Here is a 26,755-nt window from a genome sequence, read left to right as displayed (position 1 = left end):
GCACGTTCAGTCGCTGATGAACACGTAGCTCAGCCGATCGACCAACTCGCTGGGCAGGAGCAGGCCCTCACCGCCGGCCCGTTTGGCGACCTGCTGCGCGACCGTCGGCGGCACCGCCACCTGACCGAGGATGGTCCGTACGGCCAGCTCCACCGGCAGGTACTGGGTGCCCATCAGGGTCAGCGTGCGATACGCGCAGAACGGCGCGGCCGCCGGGTTCAGCTGGACGATCGCCGGCAGTTCGTCCCAGTCCGTCGGCAGCTCGCCGGCGAGCCGGCACGGCTGCGTCATCGTCTCGCCCCGATGCCGTAGCACGCCGAGTCGGGTCATCTGCCAGACCGAGGCGAGCAGGGCGCAGGCCCACACCCGGGCGTCCGGCTCGTCGGACCAGAGCTCGATGTCGACGAAGATGGAGTGCCGGGGATCACCGGACTGCAACGGCGGAGTCCACGGGCGTGGCAGGGTCATCGCCGGCGCGTCGACGTGCCCGGGGGACCGTTTACCGTTGGACAGCCAGCCCGACTCGCTCAGCGGTGGACGACTCCCGGTGGTGTGCCGAGGTGGTTCGACCACCAGTGTGTCGACCACCAACCGGGCCAGCTCGGCGCCGTCGTGCCGGGCGAAGCTGGACTCCCGGGCCACGTAGTCCAGGATCAGCCCGTGCTCCGCCGCGGCGCTCTGCACCTGCGGTATCACCTCGCGGGGGGTACCGAAGCGGTGGAAGTAGTCGTCCATCATGAAGCAGGTGCTGATCCGCGGCTCCCGGTGCGCGGGCAGCCCTCGTCGGGCCAGCGCCGGGATCGCGGCCGACCAGTCCGCGATCCGCTCGAACTTGCGTTTCAGCTCGTCACACCCGTCGCCGAAGTCCTCCGCGTAGAAGTGCCCCAGCTCAACGGACAGATGCGAGTACGCCACGCTCTCTGTCCGACGCACCGCAGCTGCCTCCTGGAACCTGACATCCATGCCGATCACGCGGTGTCCCATGCCGTCTCGTCGAAAAGCTTCTCAGTCAGGTCAACGAAGGCGTCCACCGTCTTGACGTTGGCAATTTTGGATTGCACGTCGTGATCGGAGATGAGCTGCTCCCGCCACTGCAGCAGTGGATCAAGCGGCACCGCGCCGAGCAGCGTCGTACGCCCGACACCTCGGCGTCGGGCCAGCTCCGACAGCTCCGCGTCGCACTTACGCAGGAATGCCTGCTGGGCGAGGCCGAGGTGGCCGACCTCCGGGCCACGTGAGTCGATCACCGCCGTACGGATGAAGCGCAGCGACTCCCGTAGCCTGTCCGGCTCGTGGCCGTACTCCTTGCCCATGGCCACGATCCCACCCGCCTCGAACGCCAGGTCCGCCGCTGCGGTGACGTGCTGGGGAGTCCACCGGTGGAAGACCAACCAGCGCACGGCGACCTTGCGCAGGGTCGAGGTCGCGGTGGCGGCCAGCGCGATCTGGCTGGCGTACGACCGGCCGGCGCTGAGGTCCACCAGGGTCAGGTCGAACTCCTCCTCCAGGCGGAGGAAGAGCTCGGCGCAGCGTTTGGCGATGTCGTTGGTGAAACCGAACTCGCTACCGTTGCGTTGTCCCGGCAGGAGCACCAACGGGCCGGACCCGATGGGCCTCTGACGCAGACTGGCACGTTCGGAGGTGGCCCACACGTCCAACTGCTCCGGAGACGGAATCTCCCCGCGCAAGTACCGGTGCAGGCCGCCACCGTTGGGCCCGGCGCCCTCCACACCGTTGACGGCCTGCGGGATCTGGAAGGTGATGCCGGCGGTCGGCGAGCCGAAGTCGTAATCCAGGTAGCAGGTGGGGCGACCGGACAACGCGCTGCGGTAGGCGATGTTCGCCGCGGTCACCGACCGCCCGGTGCCGCCCTTGTGCGACGTGACGAAGACCAGCATTCAGATCCCCTCGCTGGCCTTCTGCTGCCCGGTGGCGATGTCGTTGAGCAGCAACAGAAGAGTGTTCACCAGAGCGGCCGCCGTGCCGGGACGCTCGTCGACCAGCAGCTGCGCGCGGCCCAGGCTGGCTCGGATGCTGCGCATGCTGCGCTGCATCGCCTCACCGTCGAAGGTGCCGCGCATCAACTCCCGGTCGAACAGGTATTCGGCCTCGTCAATGAGGTCCTGCGCGTAGTCGGCCAGCCGGCCGGCTCGTGGGAACGGCCGCTCCCACAGCAGCTGACCGGAGGTGACCAGAGCCTGCACCACCCGCTCGGTCAGATACCAGGAGGGTGCGTCCGGCTTCGGCGCCAGGCCGGGGAAAGCACCACCGGCGTGGTCCCACAGCCCCTGGTGCCGGCCATCCGGGATGCGCCGCAGCAGCAGGTGGTCCCACACCTCGTCGGCCAGCTCGAGCAGTTCGCTGCGCCGTCGGGCGTTGCTCAACAGACCGGCGACGGTGGCCGCCCGCTGTAGCAGCACAGTAGAGAACTCGTTCACGTTCCACGTCATGATCGGCTTTGACGTGTCGTCGTTCAGGGTCACCCGCTTGCCTGGCGCGTGCACGAACAGCGCCGGCTCGCCGGGCGACGCCCGCCGGGTGATCCGCGCCCGCTGTGCCAGCTCCACCAGCACCGAGGCGATCCGCCCGAGCTCCTCGTCACCGCCGCGCCCGACGGCGATCAGGCCCTTCACCGCCAGCGACGTGGCCTGGAGGGTGTAGTAGTCGGTCCGGTCACCGTCGGTCGTCCGCCAGGGGATGTCCTCGATGGGCCACCGCCGCCGGTTGCCGAAGGTTGCCACCGTCGCCCAGTACGTGCGGGTGAGCTCCCAACGCAGTTGCAGCGCCCGGGACAGCCGCTGCTGCTCCTCGTTGAGCAACCCGAGCAACCGGGTACGTTCGGAGTTCAGATCCTCGATCGCGTCCATCGCGATCACAGTGAAGTAGAGGTACGGGGCGTTCTCCGCGGAGCCCTCACGCTGCAAGCCGATCGGCTCAGTGGTCGGAACCTCCTCAGCCCCGGAGATGATCCCCCACGACCAGCCGCACTCGAACAGCATCTCGCTGTTGTCCAGGTCCTCGGTCACCCGACCCGAACCGATGATCACGCTGCGCAGGCTCGCCATCGTGTCCCGCAACTGCTCGCGCAGCGCCGCCACCAGCTCGCGGCGCGGCAGCTCGTCCTGGTTGACCATGTCGCACAGACGAATGCCGTACTCGTCCGTGGAGGTGAAGACGAAGGTGCTGAAGCTGCGGAGCAGGCCGACCATCGCCGCCGTGAGGCGCACGCTCGCCATCGCGTCCAGTTCGTCCAGTTGCGCCAACAGGTCGCGCCGCTGGGTGGAGCCCCGGTAGACCTTGACGAAACCGATAGTCGCCAACGTGAGCGTGACCGAGACCGCGAACGAGTCGCCGATGTCCAGGGAACGCTGCTCGTCGGTGAGCTCCGGGCCGCCCTCCACAGGGGTGAGGTAACTGCCTCCGCCGAAGATCGGAGTGCCGGCGTCGTCGGTGTACCGCCGGAAATAGTCGATCATCACGCTGACCAGCCGGCGGGGAATCTCGATCGCGCCGCCGATAGGGCTGAGCGCCTCGATCACCTCTTCGTCGGCGCGGTCCGGGTCGTCCAGTGACAACACGGGGACCTTGGCCGCAGGGAGCAACAGGGTCAGCAGTTGCTCCGCGTCGCTGATCGAGTTGCTACCACTTCGGCCACCCCAGTGCCATTCACCGTTCGCCCAGCAACTGCGAACCGTAGCCCGCCAGATGTCGAGGATCTCCTGGCGCGGCTGCATCCGCATGATCCACCGCCGTCTGTTGTAGTCGTCGACTCGAAATCTCTGGTATTGCCGTGCCCACGATGACGTACAGCATCATGGTAGCGGGCCAGTCGAGTGCCACTTGAAAGGCTTCGATGGCCGCGTGTTGACGCTCCGGCCGGTCGGGCGCGACGGATTGCCGCGCCGCCACGCTGCGCCGACAGCACGGCATCGGCGCTATCCGCGAGTACGGCCGGTGGCCAGCAGCATGCTCAAATACCCGTCCCGCAGCGGCGGCTTGGGCCGCACCTCGTGGACGTCCAGGTCGCACGCGCCCGCCGCGATGCTGGCCACCACGTCGGCGCGCTGGAGTGCCACCGCCGGGAACATCTGTCGACCGACGCTGTAGCCGAGAGACCCGAGCATCACCGTCACGGCGAAGGGCGACCCGGGCCGCAGCGCGTCCAGGAACCGACCGATCGCGTGCTCGGCCTCGGCCCGGTCGGCCGAGATGGAGCAGGCCACGAAGAACATGGTGCCGGCGCTCCACGCATGCCTCGGCAGGGTAAAAACGCTGGCCCGTACCACCCTGCCCACCTGCGCCAGACGCCGACGCGGGTCCGCCAGTGCCGCGTACGCCGGGTGCTCCGCGCACACCTGCCAGTACGGGTCCCAGAGCTGGTCGTAGCTGTCGACCTGTGTGCGCAGCCAGTTCACGTTCGCCGTCGACCATTCACACAGGTCGACGGCCTTCGCGAACGGCAGAAGCGACAGGGCCGGGTACAGATTCGCTCCCGATCCCACGTCGACGCACCGCGCGTCGGAGAGCTTCGCCTCGGCGAAGAAGTCTCGGATGCGGCAGAGTATTTCCCGATCGTCGGACCGCAGATCCGCGTAGTTGTGCCGGACATATGCCTGCGGGTCGAAGCTGTCCCACTCCACGTCGGAATTGACCGGCCTCGGTGACTGGATCGGCGAGCGTGGCGTCGACTCGCCGCAACCGCCCCCAGTCGCCGGGGTCAACGCCATGGACGGGCCTCCATCGGTTCGGCGGATCACATTGGTCGCTGAAGCGGCGCTCGGTGCTGTCCATTATCTATCGAAGGTGGTGTTGGCCCACAAGTGCAGGAACTTCGTCGTCCGCCGAGAGCGACGACCACAGGACGGTGGCCGGATGCCGCCAACCCGATCAGATCGCCTCCCGGTGACCGGCCCCTGCGCTCGCGAAGGTCGGATCCACTGGCTGGTCACAGTGGCTGCTCCACGTACCGCGAATTAGGTAATTCTTGCCGATGTGGGGCGGTTGCCGTCTTGGCACGATCGCTGCCAGCGGGTGTGGATCTAGCGGCTCTCCCATACCCCGGTGTTCCGATCGTCAGAGACCGCAGAGGGGCTTCATGATGAAGAACATTACGGACGCCGACGAGGCCGGCATTGACGTGTCAGCCCCGGTGGTCAGCCGTCACAGCGTCACGGTGACCGCGTCGGCGGACACCGTGTGGCGGATCCTCACGGACATTGACGCATGGACGACCTGGTTGCCGGAAATCCTGTACGCACGCGTGGAGACAGCCGGTCAGCTCGCGCCGGGCTCCGTGTTCCGCTGGTCCGCAGCCGGAATGGACATCGAGTCGACGATCGTTCAGGTACGGCCGCAGGAACGCCTCGTGTGGCGGGGGTACGGTGACGGGCCGGACGGCGTCCTCGGCGTCCACGTCTGGGCGCTCACTCCAGCCGGCGACGGTGTGGAGGTGTCGACCGAGGAGTCCTTCGCCGGCCCGCCCGTCGATGCCGACCCTGCGCTGTTCCAAGAGGGCCTCGACGCGACCCTCGCCAGCTGGCTGGAACGCCTCAAGCGCACCGCCGAGGCGGCGACCGTCTCATGAAGCTTCGTATGGTTGCCGTCGCGACGGCAGTGGTCGTCTCCGGCGTCATGGGCGCCGCAGGTGCACCAGCTCGGGCCGAGGCATGGCACGACGGTGGCTCCGACCGCGCGGGGGTGCGGTGTGCCGGAAAGACCGTCGACACCGCGGCGAAGATCCGCTACCGGACGGAGACGACGATCGACGCTCCGCTACGGACCGTCTGGAGGATCCAGACCGACGTCGAACGCTGGCCGTCATGGCAGAAGCCGGTCCTCTCCAGCAAGCGGCTCGATCATGGTCCGCTGCGTCCCGGATCGTCGTTCCGATGGACGACGCCGGTACGCGAGACCGCGTTGAATCCCGCCACGACCCTGGTCGTCACGTCCACCGTCCGGCAGCTCCAGCACCAGAAGTGCCTTCGGTGGGACGGCCCGGCGATCGGTGCCGGGCTGCGCATCGACGAGGGCGTTCACGTGTGGACGTTCACCGAGATCGACGGCCGGGTTCTCGTGCGCACCGAGGAGACGTGGCGCGGTGAGCAGGTGGAGCAGGACGCCGAATTCTCCACCGTGGCTCTCGGCGCTGGTCTGGAGACATGGCTGACGGAGCTGAAGACCCGTGCCGAACGGGAGTGTGAGCGGGCCCGGCGCTGACGCGACTCACAGGCCCCGTCGGTCTCGTGCCGGCGGGGCCGTTCGTCGCCCGATCGACCCGGACCCCGTCAGCGGAGGAGTTCGCGCAGCTGCCGGCGTGAGGTGATGCCCAGCTTGCGGTAGAGGTTGCGCAGGTGGGCGTCGATCGTTCGCGGGCTGACGAACAGCAGCGCGGCGACCTCCTTGGTGCCCGCGCCCGAGGCGACCTTGCGAGCGACGAGTAGTTCCCGCGCGGTCAACCCCGCGAGCGGATCGGCGTGGTCGGCCAGGGTCGGCTCGCCGACGGCATCCAGTTCGCGGGCGGCGCGGGCGGCGAACCCGCGCGCTCCGATAGTGGAGAGCAGGTCGTGTGCGGCGCGCAGCTCCACCCGTGCCTCGGCGCGGCGGCCAACCCGTCGCAGCCACTGGCCGTAGAGCAGGCGGGCTCGCGCGTAGTGGACTCGCATCCTGCTCCCGGCGAACCGGCTGATCGCCGCGCGGTAGCGGTCCTGCGCGCCGAGTCCCGGGTCCAGCAGCGCACCCGCCAACAGATGCGCACCCGTCGTCCACGCGTTCGGATTGACCCGTGCGACGGTCCCGATCCACTCCGCTGATTCCGTGGCCGCTTCGGGACGTCCGACGTACGCCGCGGCTTCGACCAGCTCATGGTGGAAGGCGGTGACGGCGTACGAGCCACGCCGATGCTGGTCCTGTACCAGCAGCAACGCGTTCAGCGCGGCCTCGTGGTCGCCGCTGCCGTTGCACAGCACGCCGTTCGCGTAGGGAAGCGCTGTCGGGTTCACCCCGACCCAGCCGCGCAGCTTCTCCCGGATCTCCCCGAACCGGTCGGCGTCTCCGCTCCACGCGGCGAGCATCAGGTCGGACCCGACGAGGTTGGACGTCCCCGCAGCCTCGTCGACGGCACGTGCCTCGGTGACGCAGACCTGCGCGTCGGCGAATCGACCCACGATTGTCCGAGCGACCGCCTGGAAACGCAGCGCGTGGGGGAGGATCGCGTAGGCGCCCTGCGCCCTGGCGAGTTCCACCTGACGGTCGACGATCTCCTCCATGGCATCGCTGTCACCGAGGTCGACGCTCAACGCGCAGGCACGCTCCATCCACCACGGATCCGCGTCGGCCGTGCGGGCGTACTCCCGGAAGGCGTCGACAGTGCGAAGCATCAGCGGCATCGCCTCGTCCACCGGGCGGAGGTTCTGCTCGACCAACGCCCGCAGCAGCAGGTCGACCGGACGTGGTGGCTGACGATGTGGCACCCGTTCCCGGATGTGCAGGGCGAGCCGCCGCAGCCTCCCGGGGTCGTCGACGCTGAACATGAGCGACGCGAAGGCTTCCAGGTAGGTCTCGCGGACATCATCGGATCCCATGCCGTCGGCAGCGTCGACGAGGGCGATCGTCGCCGGGATGCTGCGTGTCACGTGATAGTCGATCGTCGCGCGCAGCAGTCGCGCGGCGCTTCGGTCGGCCGGCTCTGGCTGGAGACGCTCGGCCTCGTTCACGAGCTCCCGGGCAGCAGAGGGTCCCCCCGAACTCAACCGTGCCCGGGCTGCGGCCAACAAGCGGCGTGCCTGCTCCGACCGGCCCGGTGTCAGTCGCGCCGCGCTTTCCAGGAACGCGGCCACAGCCGCGAATCCGCCGCGGCGTTGTGCCCGGCCGGCCGAACGCTCCAGTTCTGCCGCTGTCCCCTCGTCCGGGCCGGTGATCGCGTTCGCCTGGTGCCAGGCGCGCCGGTCGGGATCGACGTCGACGTCCGTACCGGCGGCGAGCGCAGCGTGCGCCTGCCGTCGCGGCTCGGCACCGGCCGACCGGTACACAGCGGAACGCGCCAACGGATGCCGGAAGTGCACCCGGGGCCCGATCACCAACAGGCCGCTGTCCTCGGCCGCGGCCAGGTTCGCGGCGTCCAGCCCCTGGATCGCCATGGCGCGCCGCAGCAGAACGAGATCACCCGTCGGCTCCGCCGCGGCCAGCGCCAGAACCGAGCGCGTGGGTACGGGCAGCCGCAGGAACCGACTCACGAACCGGTGCTCCACCGCGCCATGGCCGCCGTCCCCCGGTAGTCCGAACGGCCCGGCGTCGCGGGCGATCTCCACCAGGGCGAGAGGGTTGCCGGCCGCCTCGGCGAGGATCCGCTGCAGGATCGCCGCCTCGTGGCCGAACGGCGCCCGATACCGCAGCAGGGTGAGGGCCTCCGAGTCGGCGAGCCCAGTGAGAGAGAGGGCGGGTAGGCGACCGAGTTCCGGCACCGAGGCGGCGTCGCGGGCGGCGAACACCAGGGCGACCCGCTCCGCCGCCACGCGCGCCGCGACGAAGGCCAGTACCTGCCGTGAGCCGGCGTCGGTCCACTGCACGTCGTCAACCAGGCAGAACACCGGCCGGCGGCGGCCTACGGCACTGAGCAGGCCCAGGACGGCCAGGCCGACCAGCATCGGGGTCGGCGTGACCCCGGCGTGCAGCCCGAACACCGCCTCAATCGCGCTCCGCTGCGGCGCGGGGAGCGCAGCGCGGCGATCGAGCACGGGCGCAAACAACTGGTGCAGGGCCGAGTAGGGCAGTTCGCTCTCGAACTCGATACCGCCGGCCCGCAGCACCTGCCACGCGTCGAGCCGTGAAGCGGCCGCACCGATGAGCGTCGACTTGCCGATCCCCGCCTCACCGAGAACGAGCATCGCCCCGCCACGGCCTCGCGCCGCCGAGTCCGTCACCGAGGCGATCTCGCCCAACTCCGTCTCTCGAGCGACGAAGAATCCCGACCTGATAGCTGTCATCAACTTCCGCATGTCACCGGACGCATGGTCGATCGATGGTATCCACAGCAGTGCCCCGGTCGGGTCGACCGTCACCGACAGCTGGAGTCGGCGCTCCTACGAGCGCAACTCGAACAGTTCCAACTGGATGCCGTCGGGGTCGCGCAGGTAGAGGATCTTCGTCCCGGCCAGCGCTCCCGCTTCGACGCCGTCCCCGTCCTGGAGCACGACCGGATCGGCGTTGACGTGGACGCCCCGCTCCACGAGGTCACGGTGAGCCGCGTCGACGTCGTCGACCTCGAAACACAGGTGCATCACCCCGATGTCGCAGTTGCGCCCGGTGAAGGGCCTCCGCTGCGGGCTGTCGTACTGGATGAGTTCCAGAAGGACGTTGTCACCGGCCAGTGCGAATGATGCCCTCATCGAGGCGTTCTCGACCTCGACGACCGCACCGATGGCCGGGTTCGCGGCCGAGATCGTCACGCCGGTCGACGCGATACCGAGGACGTCCTCGTACCACCTCACCGACCGCGCCAGATCGCTGACCGGCACTCCGATGTGATGCATCCTGGTCATTCTGCTCATGATCCCCATCCTCGAGGGCGCAACCACCACTGTGGAAGGCACGGTTCTTCCGCGTACCGCTGGTACCACCCAGCTCTGGGCTCCGATGGCGGATCATGGTGTTCATGAATGACCTCGGAGCGGCGCTGCGGGCCTGGCGGGACCGCACAGACCCGGCCGCGGTCGGTCTCGCGAACGCCTCACCCCGCCGCGTCGTCGGGCTACGACGTGGCGAGCTGGCAGCACTGGCCGGCGTCTCGCCCGAATACGTGGCACGCCTTGAGCAGGGCCGGGCCGCCACACCATCCGCGCAGGTGTGTGCCTCCCTGGCCCGCGCGCTACGACTCTCCGACGACGAGGAGGCGCACCTGATGCGCCTCGCCGGCTTCGCCGCGGCCCCCGACCGGATACCTCACCGGATCCCCAGCAGCCTGCACCGCGTCATCGACCACCTCGGCGACACCCCCGTGGCCGTCTACGACGCCGCGTGGCGGCTGCTGCACTGGAACCGGCTTTTCGCGGCCGTCTTCGGCGACCCCGCAGGGGCCAGCGGCGACGATCGCAACGCCCTGATCGTCCAGTTCGAATCCCGAAACCCCCGAGTCCGGCAGACCGACGCCGAACGCGCCTACTTCGAGCAGTCGTTGGTAGCCGATCTGCGCGCCACGAGCGCGCGCTATCCGAGAGACCCCGACGTGGCGGCACTGATCGCGCGGATGGCGGGGAACGACAGGTTCTGCCACCTCTGGGCCCTCCGCGCGGTGGCCAGTCACGAGAGCGCGCACAAGACCGCCGTGCACCCGGACGCGGGCGCCATCCCGCTGGACGCCAACGTCCTGACCACTCAGAACACCGACCTGCGCCTCGTGGTCCTCACGCCTCGGCCCGACACCAGCGCTCGCGAGAAGCTGGATCGACTGGGTTGACGTGTGCCCGAGATGGGTTCGGCCCGATACGCCTACAAGGGGAACGCCGAATTTTGACGCATAGGTCGATCATCTGCCTATGTTGATGACATGACTAAGCCCTCGGCGGCGATGCGGGAACCCACGTACTTCATCCTCGCCGCGTTGCAGGACGAACCGTTGCACGGCTACGCCATCGTCAAGCGTGCGCAGGAGCTGTCCGACGGGCGAGTGCGGTTGACGACCGGCACGCTGTACGCCGCACTGGACCGGCTCACCGGCGAGGAGGCGGCTCGGATGGCCGCTGCGGCCCGGGTCGTTCGAGACCGTTCCGTACAGTCGACGGCCGCGACGGCTCGGACGGCGCCGGCATGACCGGCCTGGAGCGCCGCTACCGGTGGCCGCCGCGCGCGTGCCCTCGGGCCTACCGGCAGTACCGCGCCGACGAGATGCTGGAAACGCTGCTAGTCGCCATGGGCAAGGTACGACTCGGGCGCGGCACTTGATGTGCGGGTGTCGATCGCGGCCAGCGCGGTCCTTCTGGCGCTGATGCTGCCCATGCTGGCCTGTCAGCCGACCAATTGGACGCTCTACGGTTGGGACTGGAACCCGCGAAACGCTGAGGTGCGGGACATCCGCCCGGTCCGGGCTGGGTGCGAGTCTGAACGCATGACTTCCCGATCGACGCACATGTCCGTATGAGCCTGGTAGCAGCGTTCGTACCGATCTGGATCCTCACCGCGGTCGGCTACGCGGCCTGTCGTTGGGGTCTGCTGGGCGATGCGGCGGCGTCGGTGCTCGGCCGATTCGTGTTCCACCTTGCGATGCCGTCCGCCCTGTTCCTCGCCCTGTCCCGAATGCCGCTCTCCGGGTTGGCCGGCCGCCCGCTGCTCGCCTTCGGGATAAGCACCGCCACGGTCATCGGGCTCGGGTGGGTCGGCGCGAGCTGGCTGTTCGGTCGCACGTCCGGCGAACGGCCGATCTGGGGCATGGCCGCCGGGTACGTGAACTCGGCGAACCTCGGCATCCCGATCGCCACGCAGGTTCTCGGCAACGTGTCGTTCCTGGCGGAGGTGGTGCTGCTGCAGGTGCTGGTGGTGACACCCGTGATCCTGGTCGCCCTGGACCGGCACAGCGACTCGGCCGGGCGGGTACGGGTCGCCCGTATCGCCTCCCTGCCGGTACGCAACCCGGTGATCCTGGCGTCGCTGCTCGGTGTCGCGTTCTCGGCTACCGGCCTGCATCTGCCGTCGGCGGCCGGCGCGTCGCTCGCCCTGCTGTCGGGCGCCGCGGTTCCGGCCGCCCTGGTCGCGCTCGGCGCGTCGCTGCACCGCAGGGCGCTGTCGCAGGCCGAGCCAGCCGAGCCAGCCGAGCCGGGCGAACTGGCCGTGATCACCGCGCTGAAGCTCGTCGCACAGCCGGTCATCGCGTACGCGGCCGGGCTGGCCCTGCACCTGTCCCCGCCGCAGTTGCTCGCCGTGGTGGTGTGCGCCGGCCTGCCGACGGCGCAGAACACGTTCATCTACGGTCAGGAGTACGGCGTCGGCGAGGCGGTGGCCAACCGGGCGGTGGTGGTGACCACAACGCTGTCGCTGGCAACACTGACCGCGGCGGCAACGTTGCTCGGGTAGATCCGTCAGCTGACTGGTCCCGGACCGCATGACTGCACCCGGCCACGACCAGTGACACAGCGTCACCGGTATCCGTGACGTGGTTGCACTGACGGGTGGCCGCGAACGCTGCTGTCATGGATGCATGTCCCCGACACCCGTCCTCGACGTTGGTGGACTGAACCTCACGTACGGCGGCTTCGCACTGTGGGGGACCTTTCCTTCGAGGTAGAAAGGAGACACCCATGACCTTCCCGCCCTCCCCGGTGGATACCGACATGGAGCCCACCCGTCCTTCGCGACGGCGGTGGCTCTGGATCGTCTCCGGCACTCTCGCCATCGTCGTGGCCGCCGTCAGCCTCGGCGTCGCCGCACTTCAGCTCGGCCTGCCCTGGCAGATGGGCGAGAACGACCGAAACCACGTCTACGAAGGCGCCGCCGGTTCGCAGCGCTACCAGGTTCACCTTCCACCCCAGCACGACGGGACGGCCCGGCTTCCGGTCGTCATGGCCATCCACGGTTGCGCGATGACCGGCTACGGGTGGAACTCCATGAAGTCCACGACGCAGTTCAACAGCCTGGCCGACCGGGAGGGCTTCATCGTCGTCTACCCCACGCAACTGATCTCCCGCAACGTCATCGCCTGCTGGAACTCCGCCGACCCACGGCATCAGCAACGGCACACCGGCGAACCCGCGCTGTTGGCCGGTGTCGCCCGCGAGGTGGTCCAGAAGTACGACGCGGATCCGGCGCGCGTGCACGTAGCTGGTGCCTCGTCGGGCGCGGGGACCGCTGTCATCCTCGGCGTGACCTATCCCGACGTTTTCGCCACGGTGACCTCGGTCGCCGGCGGCGAGTACGGGCTCAACCAGGTCGACCCGGACAACCCGGACGCCACGCCGCCATTGGACACGGCACGTCAGGGCTGGGCACAGATGGGCGACCGGGCCCGACGGGTGCCGCTGCTGGTCATTCAGGGCGAGCAGGACGAGGTCGTGCCGCCCCTGGTGGGCACCCGACTCGTCGCCCACTGGACCGCGGTGAATGACCTCGTCGACGACGGGCTGCCCAACGACAGCCTCGACCCGACCACGAAGACCATGTCCGTGCCAGGCGCTGCCGGCCGGCACGCGTACACGCGGACGGAGATCACCGCGCCGGACGGCTCGTCGATCGTCGAGGCGTACCGCGTCCAGGACATGGGGCACGCCTGGCCTGGCCCCGATGGCGACGGCAAGTACACCGATCACGCGGGCCCGGACGCCAGCGCGATCATGTGGGAGTTCGCCGAGCGCAACCCGATGTCGTGAGGACCGCGTCTGCCGGGAATCGGTCGTCCCCTGAGCGAGGTCCACCGGCCGCACCTGATGTGGTCGCGGTGCGCCCGACGCCACCTCGACGGGGAAGAGAGCACAAATGAAGAGATCCGAGCGGCGGACCGAGTGGGATCGTGGCTGCGCGGCACCAGCCGCACGGCCGCGCGCGCTCTTGTCCGCTGTGGACGTTGATGTCGGCGGGGCCGTGACCCACAAGCGAAGGGTTTGACGACCATGGCGCACATCGATCTCGGGTTGGACGAGAAGCAGTTTCCCGGCATCTCCGGACCGATGCGGTACCGGCCGGAGACGGCGAAGCCACTCAACGAACTGGCCGAGGTGCTGCTGCGTGCCCCTCACTCGCTTCCCGCCGGTGAGCGCGAACTGATCGCCGCGTACGTGTCCGGGCGTAACGACTGCAACTTCTGCTGCGCGTCGCACTCCGCGTTCGCCGCGGCGCAACTCGACGAGGGTTACTCCCTCGTCGACCAGGTGCGCGCGGACCTGGACACCGCCCCGATCTCCGCCAAACTGCGGGCACTGCTGCGCATCGCCGGTGCGGTACAGATCAGTGGTCGCGAGGTCACCACCGAACTCGTCGCCGACGCCCGCGCCGAGGGCGCCACCGACCTGGAGATCCACGACACCGTCCTGATCGCCGCGGCGTTCTGCATGTTCAACCGCTACGTCGACGGGCTCGGCACCTTCGCGCCCGAGGGCCGGGACGCCTACGCCGAGACCGCACGTCGGATCGTCGAGGTTGGTTACGGGGCTGCGGTCAGCGGGCCGCCAGCCGCCTGAGCACAGACACGGGTGACCACACCCCGATCCCTCTGCGATGGTCGACGGACAGGCCCGGCCATGCCCGGCACCTGTGACGCTGGAGGGATCGATGGACCTCGCACGCCGGCTGCTCCCCGCGACGAAGCAGCTCCGAGCAGACATGGTTGACCGGCTGGGCGCGCTCGTCGCGCTCGAGTCGGCACCGGGCTCGCTGCCCCATCTTGAGTCCTGTGCCGACCTGCTCGCCCGCTGGGGCGAGGAGGCGCTCGGCCGGCCCGCCTGCCGGGTCGTGATCGACGGTCTGCCGCACCTGCTGTGGCCGGCCGCCGATCAGCGCGTGCTGCTCCTGGGCCACTTCGACACGGTCTTCCCGGTCGGCACGATCCGATCCAGGCCCTTCACCGTACGCAGGGACGTGGCGACGGGACCTGGCGTCTGCGACATGAAGGCCGGGATCGTGCAGATGTTCACGGCACTGCGACTGATCGAGGACACCTCGTCCGTCGGCGTGCTGCTCACCTGCGACGAGGAGACCGGGTCCGTCACGTCACGGCCGCTGATCGAACGCGAGGCACGGCGTTCCGGTGCCGTTCTCGTCTGCGAGGCGGCCACCCCGGACGGGCAGGTGAAGGTGGCCAGGAAGGGCGGTTCGGTCTACCGCGTCATCGTCGAGGGTCGCGCCGCCCACGCTGGCGTCGAACCGCAGCGCGGAGTGAACGCCACGGTCGAGGTGGCCCACCAGGTTCTCACCTTGGGTGCGCTCGGCGCGATGGACAGCGGCGGCACCTCCGTCACACCGACCCTGCTCTCCGCTGGCACCACGACGAACACGGTGCCGGAGCGCGCCAGCCTGGCCGTTGACGTGCGGGCCTGGACCAGGGACGAGCTGGAACGGGTCGATCACGCCATCCGCGCTCTGGTGCCGTTCCTGCCTGAGGCGACGCTGGCCGTGCAGGGCGGGATCAACCGTTACCCGATGTCCGAGGAGCTCGCACGACCGCTGCTGAAGTTGGCCCAGTCGGTCGCCCGTCAGCTCGGCATCCCGGGCCTCGTCGGCGCGTACGCGGCCGGCGCGTCCGACGGCAACTTCACCGCCGCGTTGGGCGTACCGACCCTGGATGGCCTGGGCGCGGTGGGCGGCGGAGCGCACGCCGCCGACGAGTATGTCTGCCTCGACCGGATGCCCGAACGGACGGCGCTCCTGGCCGGGCTCGTCGAGGCTTTGTCCACATCGGAGCGTCTCGGATCTTGACCCACCGACGTGATCCCGTAACGTAACGTGCTCACCGCCGGCACACGACCGGCAGCGAGAGGTCGGCGTCGGGATGACTACGGGACAGCGTGCGGGATCATCCATTCCCCTGCTCGGCGTCGAGGAAGAGTTCCTCGTCGTCGACGCCGACCGGGGCGAGCTCGTGCCGGAGGCGGCCATCGTCGTCGACCGCGCGCGCCCGGCCCTCGGCACCCGGGTGGGTGGTGAGATCACCAAGTTTCAGGTGGAGACGCGGACCGACCCGTGCCGAAGCGTCGAGGATATCGGCGCGCAGCTCGCCGAGGGCCGCGCCGCCGTCCAGGCCGCAGCCCTGTCGGCGGGTCTGCGGGTGATCGCCAGCGGCTCGCCGGTGCTGGGCCGCGCCGTGCCGCCGCCCCTCACCGAAGGGCCTCGCCAGGACCGAGGCACCGCGACCTACCGTGGGCTGCACGACGAGCTCGCGATCTGCGCCGTGCACGTCCACGTGGAGCAGCCCGACCGGGACCGTGCCGTGCTGATCGGCAACCACCTGCGCCAGCACCTCCCGGTTCTGCTCGCCCTCACGGCCAACTCGCCGTACTGGCCCGAACGCGACACCGGGTACGCCAGTTGGCGCAGCGTCACGTGGGGGCGCTGGCCGGTGGCCGGCCCGCCGCCGTTCCTGACCTCGGCGCGACAGTACGACGACCACGTGGACATGCTGCTCGAGGCGGGCGCGCTGGTCGATCACGGCACCATCTTCTGGGATCTCCGGCTGTCCACCAACCACCCCACCCTTGAGGTACGGGTGGCCGACGTACCCGTCAGCGCCGCCGAATCCGCGGCGCTCGCGGCCCTGGTGCGGGCTCTGGTGGTCGTCTCCGGGGATGCCGTCGACCGGGGCGACGAGGGGCCGGAACTGGTCCCGGAGCTGATGCGACTGGCGTACTGGCGAGCCGCCCGCGACGGGATGGGCGGCCACGGCGTCGACGCCGCCACGGGCCGGCTGCTGCCTGCCACGGCCCTCGCCGAACGGCTGGTAGCGCTCGCCGGACCGGCGCTGGACGAGGCGGGTGACCGCCACCGGGTGGAGGCATGGCTGAGGTCGCTCACCGTGGACGGCGACGGGGCGACCCGCCAGCGGGCCGCCGCGGCGCTCCGTGGACGCCTGACCGACGTGGTCGACGACATCGCCACCCGGACCGCGCCTGACGTGCCGACCCGCGAAGACAGCACACCTGCGTAACGACATGCCGTCAGGCCTCCGAAATGCTGAACGAACCGGATGCCGGCGGCAGGTGACCCTCCCGCAGAAACCGGCACGCCGGATCAGGGGAGGTTCCAGGTGCACGACACAGACCTGCTTTCCAAGGTCCCCATCCAGTTCGAGCGTCGATCCCCCGCGGACATGGTGCGGGAGGCGGAGGCGTTCGCCGACCGCATGGCGCGACGCCGTTCCGTGCGCGACTTCGCCAGCGACCCCGTGCCCGACGGGGTGGTCGAGGCGGCGATCCGGGCCGCGTCGACCGCACCCAGTGGGGCCAATGTGCAGCCGTGGCGGTTCGTGGTGCTGACCGACCCGGTCCGCAAACGCCGGCTACGCGACGCGGCCGAGGCCGAGGAACGCGCGTTCTACGACCGTCGCGCCTCGCAGGAGTGGCTCGGTGCGATCGCCGGGCTCGGCACCGACTGGCGCAAACCGTTCCTGGAGACCGCACCGGCCGTCATCGTCGTGTTCGAGGTGCACCAGGGGCCGAACACCCCGAAGCCGTACTACGTCAAGGAGTCCGTCGGTATGGCGGTCGGCCTGCTGATCACCGCGCTGCACCATGCCGGCCTGGTCACACTGACCCACACGCCCAGCCCGATGCGATTCCTCAACGAGGTGTGTGAGCGTCCGCCCGAGGAGCGCCCGTACGTGGTGATGCCCGTCGGGTATCCCGCGCCGGACGCCCACGTCCCCGACCTGACCCGCAAACCCCTCGACGAGGTCATGATCCGCTGGTGAGGTCCCTGGTCAGGAAGTCGACCAGGGGCTCGACGTGCCGGTCCGTTCGCCGCCACTCGGCCAGCAGGTCCTCCAGCAGGTGCTGCTCGGCGATCAGTTCGGTACCGCGGTACCGCCGGATCACCGGGTGGATGAAGGCGCTCTCCCTGGCCCGGTCGGGGATCGGATGCCGCTCGATGGCGAAGACGTCGCCGTAGTTGTCGCGGCCCCACCGGAGCGCGAGCGTGTACCACTGCGTGGCAGCCCCGAAGCGCTCCACGGCATAGTCCTCCGGCAGGTCCTCATAGTGGTGGAAGTCGCCGCTGGCGTCGTCGCGGACGAAGACGTCACAGAGGTATTCGAACTGGGTCCACAGCGCCGAGGACCAGTTGACGCGGTCGAGCATCAGCTTGGTCAGCGACGCGGCGTCGGCCGGCGTCGTCGCGTACGACAACGGGACGTCGTCGTAGCGCTCACGGAGAATCCGGGTGAACGTACGGAGGTTGTACCGGAAGCCGTCGATGAAGGGTGACGACGCGTGCTTGACGTCCCGGGCCTGGGCGATGGTACCGGCGAAGTACAGATCGTCGACGTTGCTCGACTGCCAGTCGGGGCGCAGCCCGGGCATACGCCCGTCCCGCACCATGTCGGGTCGGGCCGTTTCGTCGAACATCGCGGTGTTCATCCGGAAGCCGGTGCACCTCAGCACCGTGTGGTAGTCGAGGACGGCGGTCTCCCCCTGGGCGTGGGTGTACGTGATCGACACCTGGAAACGCCCGTCGACCGGCCGGATCTCGTCGATCGTGCAGTCGAGCACCGAGTGCAGCGTCTTGAACTGGTAGCTGTCGAGGATCGCGCCGTACTGACCACGGACGTCCCCGGGGTGTTTGGTGTTCCACGCCAGTCGCAAGGGCTGCCGGCTGGCGAGGTGCACCATCGACGCGTGGCCGAGGATGGCCGACGCGGTCTCGAACGCGGAGTTGCCCTTACCGATGATCAGGACCCGCTGATCGTCGTACGCCGAGGGGTCGATGACCATGTCCTCGTACCCGATGGCGTGCTCGATGCCCGTGATGGCCGGAACGAACGGCTGGCCCCAGCCGGTCGCGACGACCAGGCAGCGCGCGCGCACCTCACCCTGGTCGGTGCGCACTGTGAAGCCGTCGCCCGTACGCGTGATCTGCTCGACCGTCGTGCCGTATCGGATGTTGAGCTTGTGCACACGTTGGAACTCGGCGAGGTAGCGCACCAGGTCATCGGCCGCCGGCAGGTATTCCTCGCTGAATTTCGGAAACAGCAGGTCCGGGGAGTCGTTGAGCAGGGAATTCCAGTCCCAGCGCAGGCGAATCTCCGGATCGGTGCTGTCGGTGTGCACCTTGTTCAGCGAGATGAGCCTGCGGTGGCGTGGAAACCGCCGGAAGAACCCGCCCGGCGCGTCTCCGCTTTCGAGCGTCAGGTAGTCGGCACCGTGCTGCTGTAGGTAGTAGCTCAGTTGAACGCCGGCAGGACCCGCCCCGACGATGACGTACCTGTGCTCGTTGCTGACCATCCTGCGGCCCCTTCGACGGAGAGACGAATCCATCGACCTTGGAATGAATGTCGGCGTGTGTCAATGCCGCCGCCTCCAGGCCAGCGGGCCAACAACCCATAACACCGCAACCCGCGCATTGCCTGTCTAGGCAATAGCGACGACGCCACCCATCCGCTCGACGCCACCACGAATTCGCGCACTTGAATTCCGATCATGTCATGCGCTGTAGTGGACCGGCACGAGTCCGAAACGAACAGAGGAGCGGTGACGTGCGGTACGCCGACGGCCCGACAATCGAGTGTGACCTGCATGTGGCGGCCGACCCCGCCCGGGTGTGGGACCTGGTGACGGACATCGAACTGCCCGCGCGGTTCAGCCAGGAGTTACGGCGCGTGCGGTGGTTGGACGACTGCGACAGGCCGACGCTGGGCGCCCGGTTCGAAGGGGAGAACCACCACCCCCTGCTGGGCGAGTGGCAAACCGTCTCGCACGTGGTGCGCCTCGACGCGCCACGTGTGTTCGCTTGGGTGGTGGTCGACGAGGCCGGCCGGTTCGGCGGCGGCCCGGCCGACCCGGAGCGTCCGGGTTCGACCTGGCAGTTCCGGCTCGTCGAGGAGGCGGGTGGATGTCGACTGACCCACTCGGTCCGCATCGGGCCGGGCCGCACCGGTCTGAGCCTCATCATCGACCGCGCACCGGAGCAGGAGGAGGTCATCATCGAACGCCGCACGGCCGCCCTACGGGAGGCCATGTTCACCACCCTGGAGGGCATCAAGGCCCTCGCTGAGACGCCCGCCGACGACGGTCGCTGACGACGGTCAGGCCACCCGGGGCACGTCGGCGACCGGGGTGCTGTGCGGCACCTCCAGGTCGAACAGCTGACGCAGCGCCGCTGTGTAACGCTCGCCGTCGGGCTCACCGGCGAGCTGACGGACACGTACCGACGGGGGGTGCAGCAGTTGTTGGACCACCCGGTTGACGGTGCGGGCCACCTCGGCCCGCTGCGCCTCGCTGAGGTCAGGTCGGCGCTGGGCCAGCCGGTGCAGCTCCGCGCTGACCGTCCGGTCGGCCCGGCGGCGCAGCGCGGCCACGGTCAGCCCGGCGTCGGCCCCGCGGAGCCGGCCGGCCAGCGCGTCGCGTTCGGCGGCCACGATCCGCTCGGCCGCATCCTGGTCCCGGCGCTCGACGCCGTGGCGCGCCACCGCGCCGAGTCCGCCGATGTCGACGACCACCACGCCGTCGAGGCGGGCGACCGCCGGGTCCACGTCCCGGGGCATCGCCAGGTCCAGCACGAACAGCGGCAGGTCCGGGCCGCGGGTCAGCCGGCGACGTAGCGCCGGCGCGACCAGCTCGGCGGTGAGCACCGGGTCCGGTGCGGTCGTCGCGGTCACCACGACGTCGGCGGCGGCGAGAGCCGGCACCAGGTCCGCCGCGGGCACGGGCCGCACGCCGTACGCCGAGACGAGCCGGCGGATGCCCGCTGCGCCGCGCCCGGCGACCGCGATCGGTCCGGCGCCGGCGCGGCTCAGCGCGGCGACGGCGATCCCGCCCATCGCCCCGGCACCGACCACCAGGGCGGGGCGGCCGGCGAGGCCACCGGGCAGGTGTCCCGCCGGCACGTCGAGGGCGGCGGTCACCGTGCTGGCGCCGCAGCGCCCGATGTCGGTCTCGGCCCGGACCCGTCGGCCGACCCGCAGCGCGTGCTGCACCAGCTCGTGGGTCAGCCGGCCGGCACTCCCGTACGAGACCGCGGCCCGGTACGCGGCCCGCACCTGCCCGAGGATCTGCGCCTCGCCGACCACCATCGAGTCCAGGCCGGCGGTGACGGTGAAGGTGTGCGCCACGGCGGCGTCGTCGTAATGCGCGTACAGGTGCCGGGCCAGCACGTCGGTCGACGCGTCGGCGTGCGTGGCGAGCGTCGCGCCGATCTCGCGCAGCCCGGCGTGGAAGCCGCTGACCGCCGCCCACACCTCCACCCGGTTGCAGGTGGACAGCACCACCGCCTCCTCGACCGCCGGCCGGTCGAGCAGCGTGCGCAGCAGCCCTGGCAGCTCGGCGGATCCGACCGCGAGCCGTTCCAGTACGTCGACCGGAGTGGTCCGGTACGAGGCGCCGACGACGAGCAGGTTCATGGTGCACCTCCACGAAAGCGGCCGGTCCCGGCCACCGGCGGACCCACGACGAGCGGGCCGACCGGTGACCGGGACCGGCGGACGGTCAACGGGCGACCGGTAGCGCCACAGCGGCGGGCGGCGGTGCGGGTGTCAGGTTCTCCTCGGGCCGGTTGCGCTGCACCAGCCACCTGCCCCACCAGAACAGCCCACGGGCGAGGCATACCAGGGTCACGGCGAAGAACAGCGTGTAGACCACGTTGAACACCATCAGCAGGCCGTAGACCATGCCGACGCTGGCACCGAACATGAACTGCATCCGAGGTGCCGCCGGGGTCGTGCCCGGGTCGGTGATCATGTAGTTGGTGAACAGGACGAAGGCCACCCCGGTCATCGGGACCAGCGCAGCGACCAGCGAGACGTCCCAGATGAAGTGCCGGAGCACCGCCTGGATCACGAACGCGCCCAGCCAGCCGACGATCAGCGGCACCTTCTTGGTCAGCATGGCGTTGAGCACCGTGCCCGCCGTCACGATGACCACCGGGATCAGAATGCTGATCACCCCGGGCACGTTCTCCGTGAAGTGGTACGGAGGGGCGATGTTGACCCAGGAGAACATCAGCAGCGTGATGGTGATGCCGAAGTTGGACGGGTTCATGAAGTGCCGCATTCGGCCCTTGATCGGCGCTTGGAGCACCGCCTTCTGACCGACCGCCACGACCACCGCGAACGCGATGGGCCAGAAGTTGTCGTTGGCGTACAGCAACATGTTCGCGGCCAGCGCGGTGATGTGCGCCGGAAGCAGGAAGGTGTAGACCCCCCACGCGCCGTTGCCGCTGAAGGCCGCCGGTCGCTTCAGCGCCCGCGCCGAGACCATCTCGACGATGATCTCGGTGCCGTATCCGACCGCCAGGGCCAGGATCGGCCACAGCCAGGGCTGCTCGAAACCGAGAACGGTGTAGCCCAGGATGTTGAAGACCGTCATCGACATGGCGAAGTTGCGCAGCGCCATGTAGCGCGGATCCTTGCTGTCCACCCGCGGTACGGCGGGCTGGTCCGTCGTGGGCGTCGGCTGCGGTGCCGTCGCGGACGGCGCGACCGGGGTGGCGAGGGACAGCTCCCTGGTCGCCTCGGGTTGCTTGACGTCCGTCATCGCTTGGTCAACTCCTCGGCTCGACTGGTCAGCATGAAGTCGTGCCACCCGGCGGTCAGGTCGAGCGTCTGTTTGTGGGTGGCACCGGTGAGGTCGCGCCAGCACAGCTCGGCCTTGACCGGCCGGTCCCCGGCAGCGCCGAGGCCGAAGAACACGTCGAAGCTGCGCTTGCCGGAGTGACCCCCGCCCCCGTCGAGCTGGGCGAGTTGGGTGCGGCCGTCGGCGGTGGTGACCCGCACCTGCGCGCCGTACGCCGGTGAGGAACCGTCGCCGGACAGCGTCGGACGGGTCAGCCGCAGCCCCAGGAAGTTGCCGTTCCCGGGCTTCTCGTTGCGGTAGTAGGCCGGCGGACCCCACTGGCGGGCCACGGCGAAGTCCTGGCCCCCGTCGCCGTTGGTGTCGGCCACCGCCACACCCCGGGTGGGAATGGGCAGGGCCAGACCGAGTTCCTTACTGATGTTGGCGTACCGGCCGTTGTCCTCGCGTACCCAGAACGCGAGCTCGTTGTCGCCGGCGAGGTCGTCACCGGGCTCGGCCTTGGGCCACATGTCCGGGTCGGAGAGCAGCAGGTCGTTGCTGATCGCCAACTCCTGCAACCAGTTGAACCGGTTGATGGTGCCCTTCACGAAACCGGTGGCCTGGACGACCGCCAACCGGCCGCTGTTGTCGAAGTCGGCCATCTTGGCATCCCAGCCCCAACCAACCCACGCCATGTTCTTGGCGGCGGCCTGGTTGCGGAACGGCGCCTCACCCCGGCTCAGCATCTTCCGGGCCTGCTCCGGCGTCGAGGCCGTGTTCTGCCAGAGGAAATTGCTCTCCTCCAGACCCCAGGACTCGGTGATGTTGCTGACGAACGCGTCGAACCGTCCGCGCCCCTCCAGGTCGGCGAAGTCGATGGACATGCCCTTGAACGAGTCGTGTCCGAGCACTAGTGACTTCGGGGTGATCGGATCGCGCTGTCCCTCCACCAGGTCGAATCGGATCTGCCCGGGCCTGGACCGGTTGTGGAAGAGCCGGTCCTGTCCGAAGTCGTTGGCCAGGTAGAGCTCCGGAAGCAGATCGCCGTCCAGGTCCGCGGAACTGGCGCCGAGGGTCCAGCCGGTGAAGAATTCCGGATCGCCGCCCACCTGCCTCTCGTAGCTCACCGAGGGTGAGTCACCGGTGGTAGCGCCGGTCCACCGCAGGAGGTACGCGCCACCGGCGTTGTGCGCGTGCGACATCGAGTGGTTCATCTGCACGTGCGGCAGGCCCTGCGGGTCGAGGACCTGACTGTCCGGAAAGTAGTTGAAGATCCCGATGTCCGGGCGGCCGTCACCGTCGAAGTCGGCCACCGCGACGGCGTTGGTGTTCCACAACGGGCCCCGGTAGAGGGGGCCGGTGGTCTGCTGTGGGATCAACTCGACCGGGTGGTACGCCGCGAGGCTCAGCGAGGTCACCCCGGTGCGCTGCAGGAACAGCACCGGCGTACGGCCCCAGTAGTAGACGAGCAGGTCCATCCGGCCGTCGAGGTTGAAGTCGCCGGGGGTGCAGCCCATCGGGGCGATCGCCGGACCCATCGGCAGCGGGGCCGGATCCAGCACGAACGGCGCGTACGTGGCACCGCTGTCCGGGGCCGGGGTGACAATCGCCGCGTCGCTGCGGCTGTCGACAAGGCACAGGTCGTTCGCGCCACCCTGGCCGTCCAGGTCGTTGAGCGCCACCGCGGCGCCGACGGACGAGATCCAGGACCGGATGTGCTCGTACCGGGGGTTCACCTGACGCACAGTGCGCTGCGGCAGGCCGGGCGGCAGCGCGATCGGTCGTTCGGTGAACGCGTATCGGGAGGCCAGCGCGCTGCGGTCCTCGGCAGAGGCCGAGGGCAGCCGGGCCACCGAGAACAGGCCGGCGACCAGCACCAGGACGAACACGGGTGGAATGAGTCGGCGCAGGATGCCTACGGATTGCGGTGGCAAGTGTCCCCCTCGGGTAGACGGCGCCGGGACATACGGGTCGGCCGGCAGCGGGCGGTGCGGTCGGACGCGGCGTCTCGGTACGAACCATCGCCATGCTTTCGTCCGGCGCGGCGCGGTGTCTTCTCAGGAATTGCTCTCGAAGCTGTTTACGGCGAAGCGCGCACGGATGAAGAAATGTTTTCCGAAAGCGGCGAGTGCCACTGCTCACAACGGTTGTGACTCGGAAGGAAAGTGCCCGGAAACAGTCGTGGACCGCGCCGTCCCCGCCCGGCGGACCGGGCGGGGACGGCGGCGGAGCACTATCAGTCGGGCAGGCCGACGCGCATGTGCAGGCCGCCGCGCACCCGCAGTGACAGCATCGGCTCAGGCACCACCGGGCGACCCGCCGGACGGGTCAGGCGCAGATCCCGCACCAGCAACGCGGTGGCGAAGGTGGCTTCCATCAGACCCAGGTGATTGCCCACGCAGAACCGGGGCCCCGCGCCGAACGGGATGTACGCGTACCGGGGTCGGTCGACGGAACGGGCCGGGTCGAATCGGTCCGGGTCGAATCGCTCCGGGTCGTCCCAGAACCGCGGGTTCCGGTGCAGGGTGTACGTGCAGATGAGCACGTCCGCGCCGGCGGGGACGTGATAGCCGCCCACCTCGTCCTCGGACAGGGCCTTGCGCGGCAGCAGCCACACCGGCGGGTAGAGGCGCATCACCTCCTCCAGCACCATCGAGGTGTAGCGCAGCCGGCCCAGGTCGTCCATGGTGGGCAGCCGGTCACCGAGCACCGAGACCACCTCGGCGCGCAGCCGTTCGCGTACCTCGGGGTGTCGGTCGAGCAGGTACAGGGTCCAGCTCAGTGTGCTGGCGGTCGTCTCGTGGCCGGCGAGCAGCAGGGTGACCAGTTCGTCGCGGAGCCGGGCGCGCCCGATGCGCGGATCCCGCTCCCGGCCGGCGGAGGCGATCAGTCGGGACAGCACATCCGCCCGGCCGTCGTCGGCACTGCCGCGCTCAGCCACCAACTGGTCGACGATTCCCTCCAGCCGCCGCCGGGACTGCCGGAACCGCAGCTGCCGGGGAAGCGGGAGCACCGGCGGCACCGCGCTCAACGTCGCCAGTTCGAACATCGCCTGGTCCTGCACGGCGGCGAAGTCACCGCCGATGGTCGGAAACCGGCCCAGGTCGGTGTCGAGCAGAGTACGGCCCAGCACCCCCAGCGTCAGCGAGGTCATCTCGTCCGACATGTCGACGACGTCGCCGGCTCGGCGGCGGAGCCGCTCGACCAGGGCCGCGGCCTCCTCCGCCACCTGACCGGCCTGGGCGGCGATCCGCCGGCTCTGGAACGCCGGCTGAATCACCTTGCGCTGCTTGCGCCACAGCTCACCCTCACTGGTGAGCAACCCGTCGCCGAGCGCCCGCCGGGCGTGCACCAACCCGATGCCCTTGTGGTAGTTGGCGGCGTTGTCGGCCAGCACGTGCTTGGCGTGGTCCGGATGGTTGAAGAAGTACAGGCTCTTCGGGCCGACGGGCAGGCGCGCCGCGTCGCCGTACCGTTGCGCGGCCGAGGTCATCATTCCCAGCCGGTCGCGATTCATCACCATCAGCATGCGTAGCGCCGCGAGGCGCGGCGGACCGGGCGGCGTCCGGCGGGCCCGCGTCGCGACGCTCATGTCGTGGCTCCGCTACGCGCACGCTCCAACTGGCGGAACTGACCGTCGACGAAGACCAGCGCATCGTCGGCGTTGCGGTCCAGCGCCACCAGCCGGCCGATGAAGATGCTGTGGTCCCCGCCGTCGTACGCCTGCCACAACTCGCACTCGAAGTGCGCGATCGCGCCGACCAGCAGCGGCGAGCCGGTCCGGCTGCCGGGCTGCCACTCGGCGAACTCGAACTGCTCCCGGCCCAGCGGCCGGCGCCGGTCGGCGAAGTAGCGGGCCACCGGCTCCTGCGCCGCGCCGAGCACCGAGACCCCGAATTGCCCGGCCTCGGTCAGTGCGCCGTGCATCATCGCGTCCCGGCCGACACAGACCAGGGCCAGCGGCGGATCCAGGGAGACCGCGGTGAATGAGTTGGCCGTCATGCCGTGCGGGGTCGGGCCGCCTACGGTGACCACCGTGACGCCGGTGGCGAAGGCGGCGAGTGCCCAGCGGAGTGTCTTCGGGTCGGTCACCAGGCCGGTGGGTTGGGGATGAGCAGTCACAGTGACTCCTGGGGTCGCCGGTCAGGCCCGTACGCCCACGGCGTACGGCTTGAGCGCGGCCTCCAACGCCTCGGGCACCCGGGTGGGGACGGTGCGGGTGTTGGGGCCGCGCATGCACGCCACGCGCTGCGAGCCGCGGGCGACGAGGAGTTCGCCGCCGCCGGTGTCCAGCCGGACGTAGTCGAAGCCGAACTCGACCTGGGTCTGCGCCAGCTCACGCAGATGCATCCGGACGGCCAGCTCGTCGAAGGCGGTGATCTCGGCGAAGAACTCGCAGTCGACCCGCAGTGTGAACAGCTTGAGATCCGCCCGGAGGTCGGCCAGGACCGCCGGCGCCTTCTCCTTGAGGAACATCTCCCGGCACCGCCCCTGCCACCGCAGGTAGTTGACGTAGTAGACGTTGCCGACGAGGTTGGTCTCTTCGAACCCGACCGTGTGCCGGTACTCGAACCAGCGCTCCACCG

General features: G+C 69.6%; 24 protein-coding genes. 11 read left to right on the top strand and 13 right to left on the bottom strand.

Annotated elements, in window-relative coordinates; all coding sequences use genetic code 11:
* Nucleotides 1-6: 6 nt before the first annotated feature.
* From ACLQ3F_RS08315 to ACLQ3F_RS08300, 4 genes are all read right to left on the bottom strand, one after another.
* Entirely contained in the window at nt 7-963 is a 957-nt protein-coding gene (locus ACLQ3F_RS08315) for an SCO2522 family protein (RefSeq protein ID WP_425848207.1), read from the bottom strand.
* A 5-nt stretch (nt 964-968) separates the two neighbouring features.
* Nucleotides 969-1,898 (bottom strand): SCO2523 family variant P-loop protein, encoded by a 930-nt coding sequence (locus tag ACLQ3F_RS08310; RefSeq protein WP_357196665.1) that lies wholly within the window; start codon nt 1,896-1,898, stop codon nt 969-971.
* Nucleotides 1,899-3,740: an SCO2524 family protein gene (locus ACLQ3F_RS08305; protein WP_425847550.1), complete on the bottom strand. Its 1,842-nt coding sequence runs from the start codon at nt 3,738-3,740 to the stop codon at nt 1,899-1,901.
* Nucleotides 3,741-3,935: 195 nt separating this feature from the next.
* Complete coding sequence (locus ACLQ3F_RS08300) at nt 3,936-4,727, bottom strand: SCO2525 family SAM-dependent methyltransferase (protein WP_425847548.1); 792 nt, start codon at nt 4,725-4,727, stop codon at nt 3,936-3,938.
* A gap of 368 nt (nt 4,728-5,095) precedes the next feature.
* Here ACLQ3F_RS08300 and ACLQ3F_RS08295 point away from each other — a divergent pair, with 368 nt between their 5' ends.
* Together ACLQ3F_RS08295 and ACLQ3F_RS08290 are read left to right on the top strand one after the other, a co-directional pair.
* Complete coding sequence (locus ACLQ3F_RS08295; protein ID WP_425847546.1) at nt 5,096-5,584, top strand: SRPBCC family protein; 489 nt, start codon at nt 5,096-5,098, stop codon at nt 5,582-5,584.
* Nucleotides 5,581-6,216 (top strand): SRPBCC family protein, encoded by a 636-nt coding sequence (locus ACLQ3F_RS08290; protein ID WP_425847545.1) that lies wholly within the window; start codon nt 5,581-5,583, stop codon nt 6,214-6,216. The genes ACLQ3F_RS08295 and ACLQ3F_RS08290 overlap by 4 nt, the downstream gene beginning before the upstream one ends.
* Before the next feature lie 68 nt (nt 6,217-6,284).
* Here the strand turns inward: ACLQ3F_RS08290 and ACLQ3F_RS08285 are convergent, their stop codons facing one another.
* Nucleotides 6,285-8,981: an AAA family ATPase gene (locus tag ACLQ3F_RS08285; protein WP_425847544.1), complete on the bottom strand. Its 2,697-nt coding sequence runs from the start codon at nt 8,979-8,981 to the stop codon at nt 6,285-6,287.
* Nucleotides 8,982-9,077: 96 nt separating this feature from the next.
* Nucleotides 9,078-9,545 (bottom strand): VOC family protein, encoded by a 468-nt coding sequence (locus ACLQ3F_RS08280; RefSeq protein WP_425847543.1) that lies wholly within the window; start codon nt 9,543-9,545, stop codon nt 9,078-9,080.
* Nucleotides 9,546-9,649: 104 nt separating this feature from the next.
* Here ACLQ3F_RS08280 and ACLQ3F_RS08275 point away from each other — a divergent pair, with 104 nt between their 5' ends.
* From ACLQ3F_RS08275 to ACLQ3F_RS08240, 8 genes are all read left to right on the top strand, one after another.
* On the top strand, nt 9,650-10,450 hold the full coding sequence (locus ACLQ3F_RS08275) for a helix-turn-helix transcriptional regulator (RefSeq protein ID WP_425847541.1): 801 nt from the start codon (nt 9,650-9,652) through the stop codon (nt 10,448-10,450).
* 90 nt (nt 10,451-10,540) lie between these two features.
* Nucleotides 10,541-10,804, top strand: coding sequence for a PadR family transcriptional regulator (locus ACLQ3F_RS08270; protein ID WP_425847539.1), 264 nt, complete (start codon nt 10,541-10,543; stop codon nt 10,802-10,804).
* Nucleotides 10,805-11,127: 323 nt separating this feature from the next.
* Nucleotides 11,128-12,060: an AEC family transporter gene (locus ACLQ3F_RS08265; RefSeq protein WP_425847538.1), complete on the top strand. Its 933-nt coding sequence runs from the start codon at nt 11,128-11,130 to the stop codon at nt 12,058-12,060.
* A gap of 224 nt (nt 12,061-12,284) precedes the next feature.
* The gene (locus tag ACLQ3F_RS08260; RefSeq protein ID WP_425847536.1) at nt 12,285-13,349 is read left to right on the top strand and encodes an extracellular catalytic domain type 1 short-chain-length polyhydroxyalkanoate depolymerase; all 1,065 of its coding nucleotides are present in this window, start codon (nt 12,285-12,287) and stop codon (nt 13,347-13,349) included.
* Between the two features lie 240 nt (nt 13,350-13,589).
* Entirely contained in the window at nt 13,590-14,156 is a 567-nt protein-coding gene (locus tag ACLQ3F_RS08255) for a carboxymuconolactone decarboxylase family protein (protein WP_425847534.1), read from the top strand.
* Between the two features lie 91 nt (nt 14,157-14,247).
* The gene (locus ACLQ3F_RS08250; protein WP_425847533.1) at nt 14,248-15,390 is read left to right on the top strand and encodes a M20/M25/M40 family metallo-hydrolase; all 1,143 of its coding nucleotides are present in this window, start codon (nt 14,248-14,250) and stop codon (nt 15,388-15,390) included.
* Between the two features lie 73 nt (nt 15,391-15,463).
* Nucleotides 15,464-16,615 carry a carboxylate-amine ligase gene (locus tag ACLQ3F_RS08245; RefSeq protein WP_425847532.1) on the top strand — a complete coding sequence of 384 codons (1,152 nt, stop codon included), beginning with the start codon at nt 15,464-15,466 and terminating at the stop codon, nt 16,613-16,615.
* Between the two features lie 162 nt (nt 16,616-16,777).
* Nucleotides 16,778-17,377 carry a nitroreductase family protein gene (locus ACLQ3F_RS08240; protein WP_425848206.1) on the top strand — a complete coding sequence of 200 codons (600 nt, stop codon included), beginning with the start codon at nt 16,778-16,780 and terminating at the stop codon, nt 17,375-17,377.
* Here the strand turns inward: ACLQ3F_RS08240 and ACLQ3F_RS08235 are convergent.
* Entirely contained in the window at nt 17,361-18,905 is a 1,545-nt protein-coding gene (locus tag ACLQ3F_RS08235; RefSeq protein ID WP_425847531.1) for an NAD(P)-binding domain-containing protein, read from the bottom strand. The two genes, ACLQ3F_RS08240 and ACLQ3F_RS08235, sit on opposite strands and share 17 nt — an antisense overlap.
* Nucleotides 18,906-19,156: 251 nt before the next feature.
* Between ACLQ3F_RS08235 and ACLQ3F_RS08230 the strand changes: the two genes are divergently transcribed.
* A complete protein-coding gene (locus ACLQ3F_RS08230) occupies nt 19,157-19,699 on the top strand; it encodes an SRPBCC family protein (protein ID WP_357196696.1) in 543 nt (180 codons plus the stop codon).
* 6 nt (nt 19,700-19,705) lie between these two features.
* On the opposite strand, the gene ACLQ3F_RS08225 is transcribed toward ACLQ3F_RS08230, so the two are convergent.
* The 6 genes from ACLQ3F_RS08225 to ACLQ3F_RS08200 form a co-directional block, all read right to left on the bottom strand.
* Nucleotides 19,706-21,019 carry a glutamyl-tRNA reductase gene (locus tag ACLQ3F_RS08225; RefSeq protein ID WP_425847529.1) on the bottom strand — a complete coding sequence of 438 codons (1,314 nt, stop codon included), beginning with the start codon at nt 21,017-21,019 and terminating at the stop codon, nt 19,706-19,708.
* 85 nt (nt 21,020-21,104) lie between these two features.
* Nucleotides 21,105-22,151, bottom strand: a complete 1,047-nt coding sequence (locus ACLQ3F_RS08220; RefSeq protein WP_425847528.1) for an enediyne biosynthesis protein — start codon at nt 22,149-22,151, stop codon at nt 21,105-21,107.
* Nucleotides 22,148-24,082 carry a CRTAC1 family protein gene (locus ACLQ3F_RS08215; RefSeq protein WP_425848204.1) on the bottom strand — a complete coding sequence of 645 codons (1,935 nt, stop codon included), beginning with the start codon at nt 24,080-24,082 and terminating at the stop codon, nt 22,148-22,150. Before ACLQ3F_RS08215 ends, ACLQ3F_RS08220 begins: the two co-directional genes overlap by 4 nt.
* Before the next feature lie 323 nt (nt 24,083-24,405).
* Nucleotides 24,406-25,761, bottom strand: coding sequence for a cytochrome P450 (locus ACLQ3F_RS08210; protein ID WP_425847527.1), 1,356 nt, complete (start codon nt 25,759-25,761; stop codon nt 24,406-24,408).
* A complete protein-coding gene (locus ACLQ3F_RS08205) occupies nt 25,758-26,291 on the bottom strand; it encodes a flavin reductase family protein (protein ID WP_393224853.1) in 534 nt (177 codons plus the stop codon). The genes ACLQ3F_RS08210 and ACLQ3F_RS08205 overlap by 4 nt, the downstream gene beginning before the upstream one ends.
* Before the next feature lie 21 nt (nt 26,292-26,312).
* Nucleotides 26,313-26,753 (bottom strand): acyl-CoA thioesterase, encoded by a 441-nt coding sequence (locus ACLQ3F_RS08200; protein WP_357231931.1) that lies wholly within the window; start codon nt 26,751-26,753, stop codon nt 26,313-26,315.
* Between the last annotated feature and the right edge of the window lie 2 nt (nt 26,754-26,755).

This window comes from Micromonospora sp. DT15 (assembly GCF_049841475.1).
Taxonomy (GTDB): domain Bacteria; phylum Actinomycetota; class Actinomycetes; order Mycobacteriales; family Micromonosporaceae; genus Micromonospora.
Note: the sequence above shows the minus strand (reverse complement) of the source record. Positions and strands in the feature narration are given on the sequence as shown.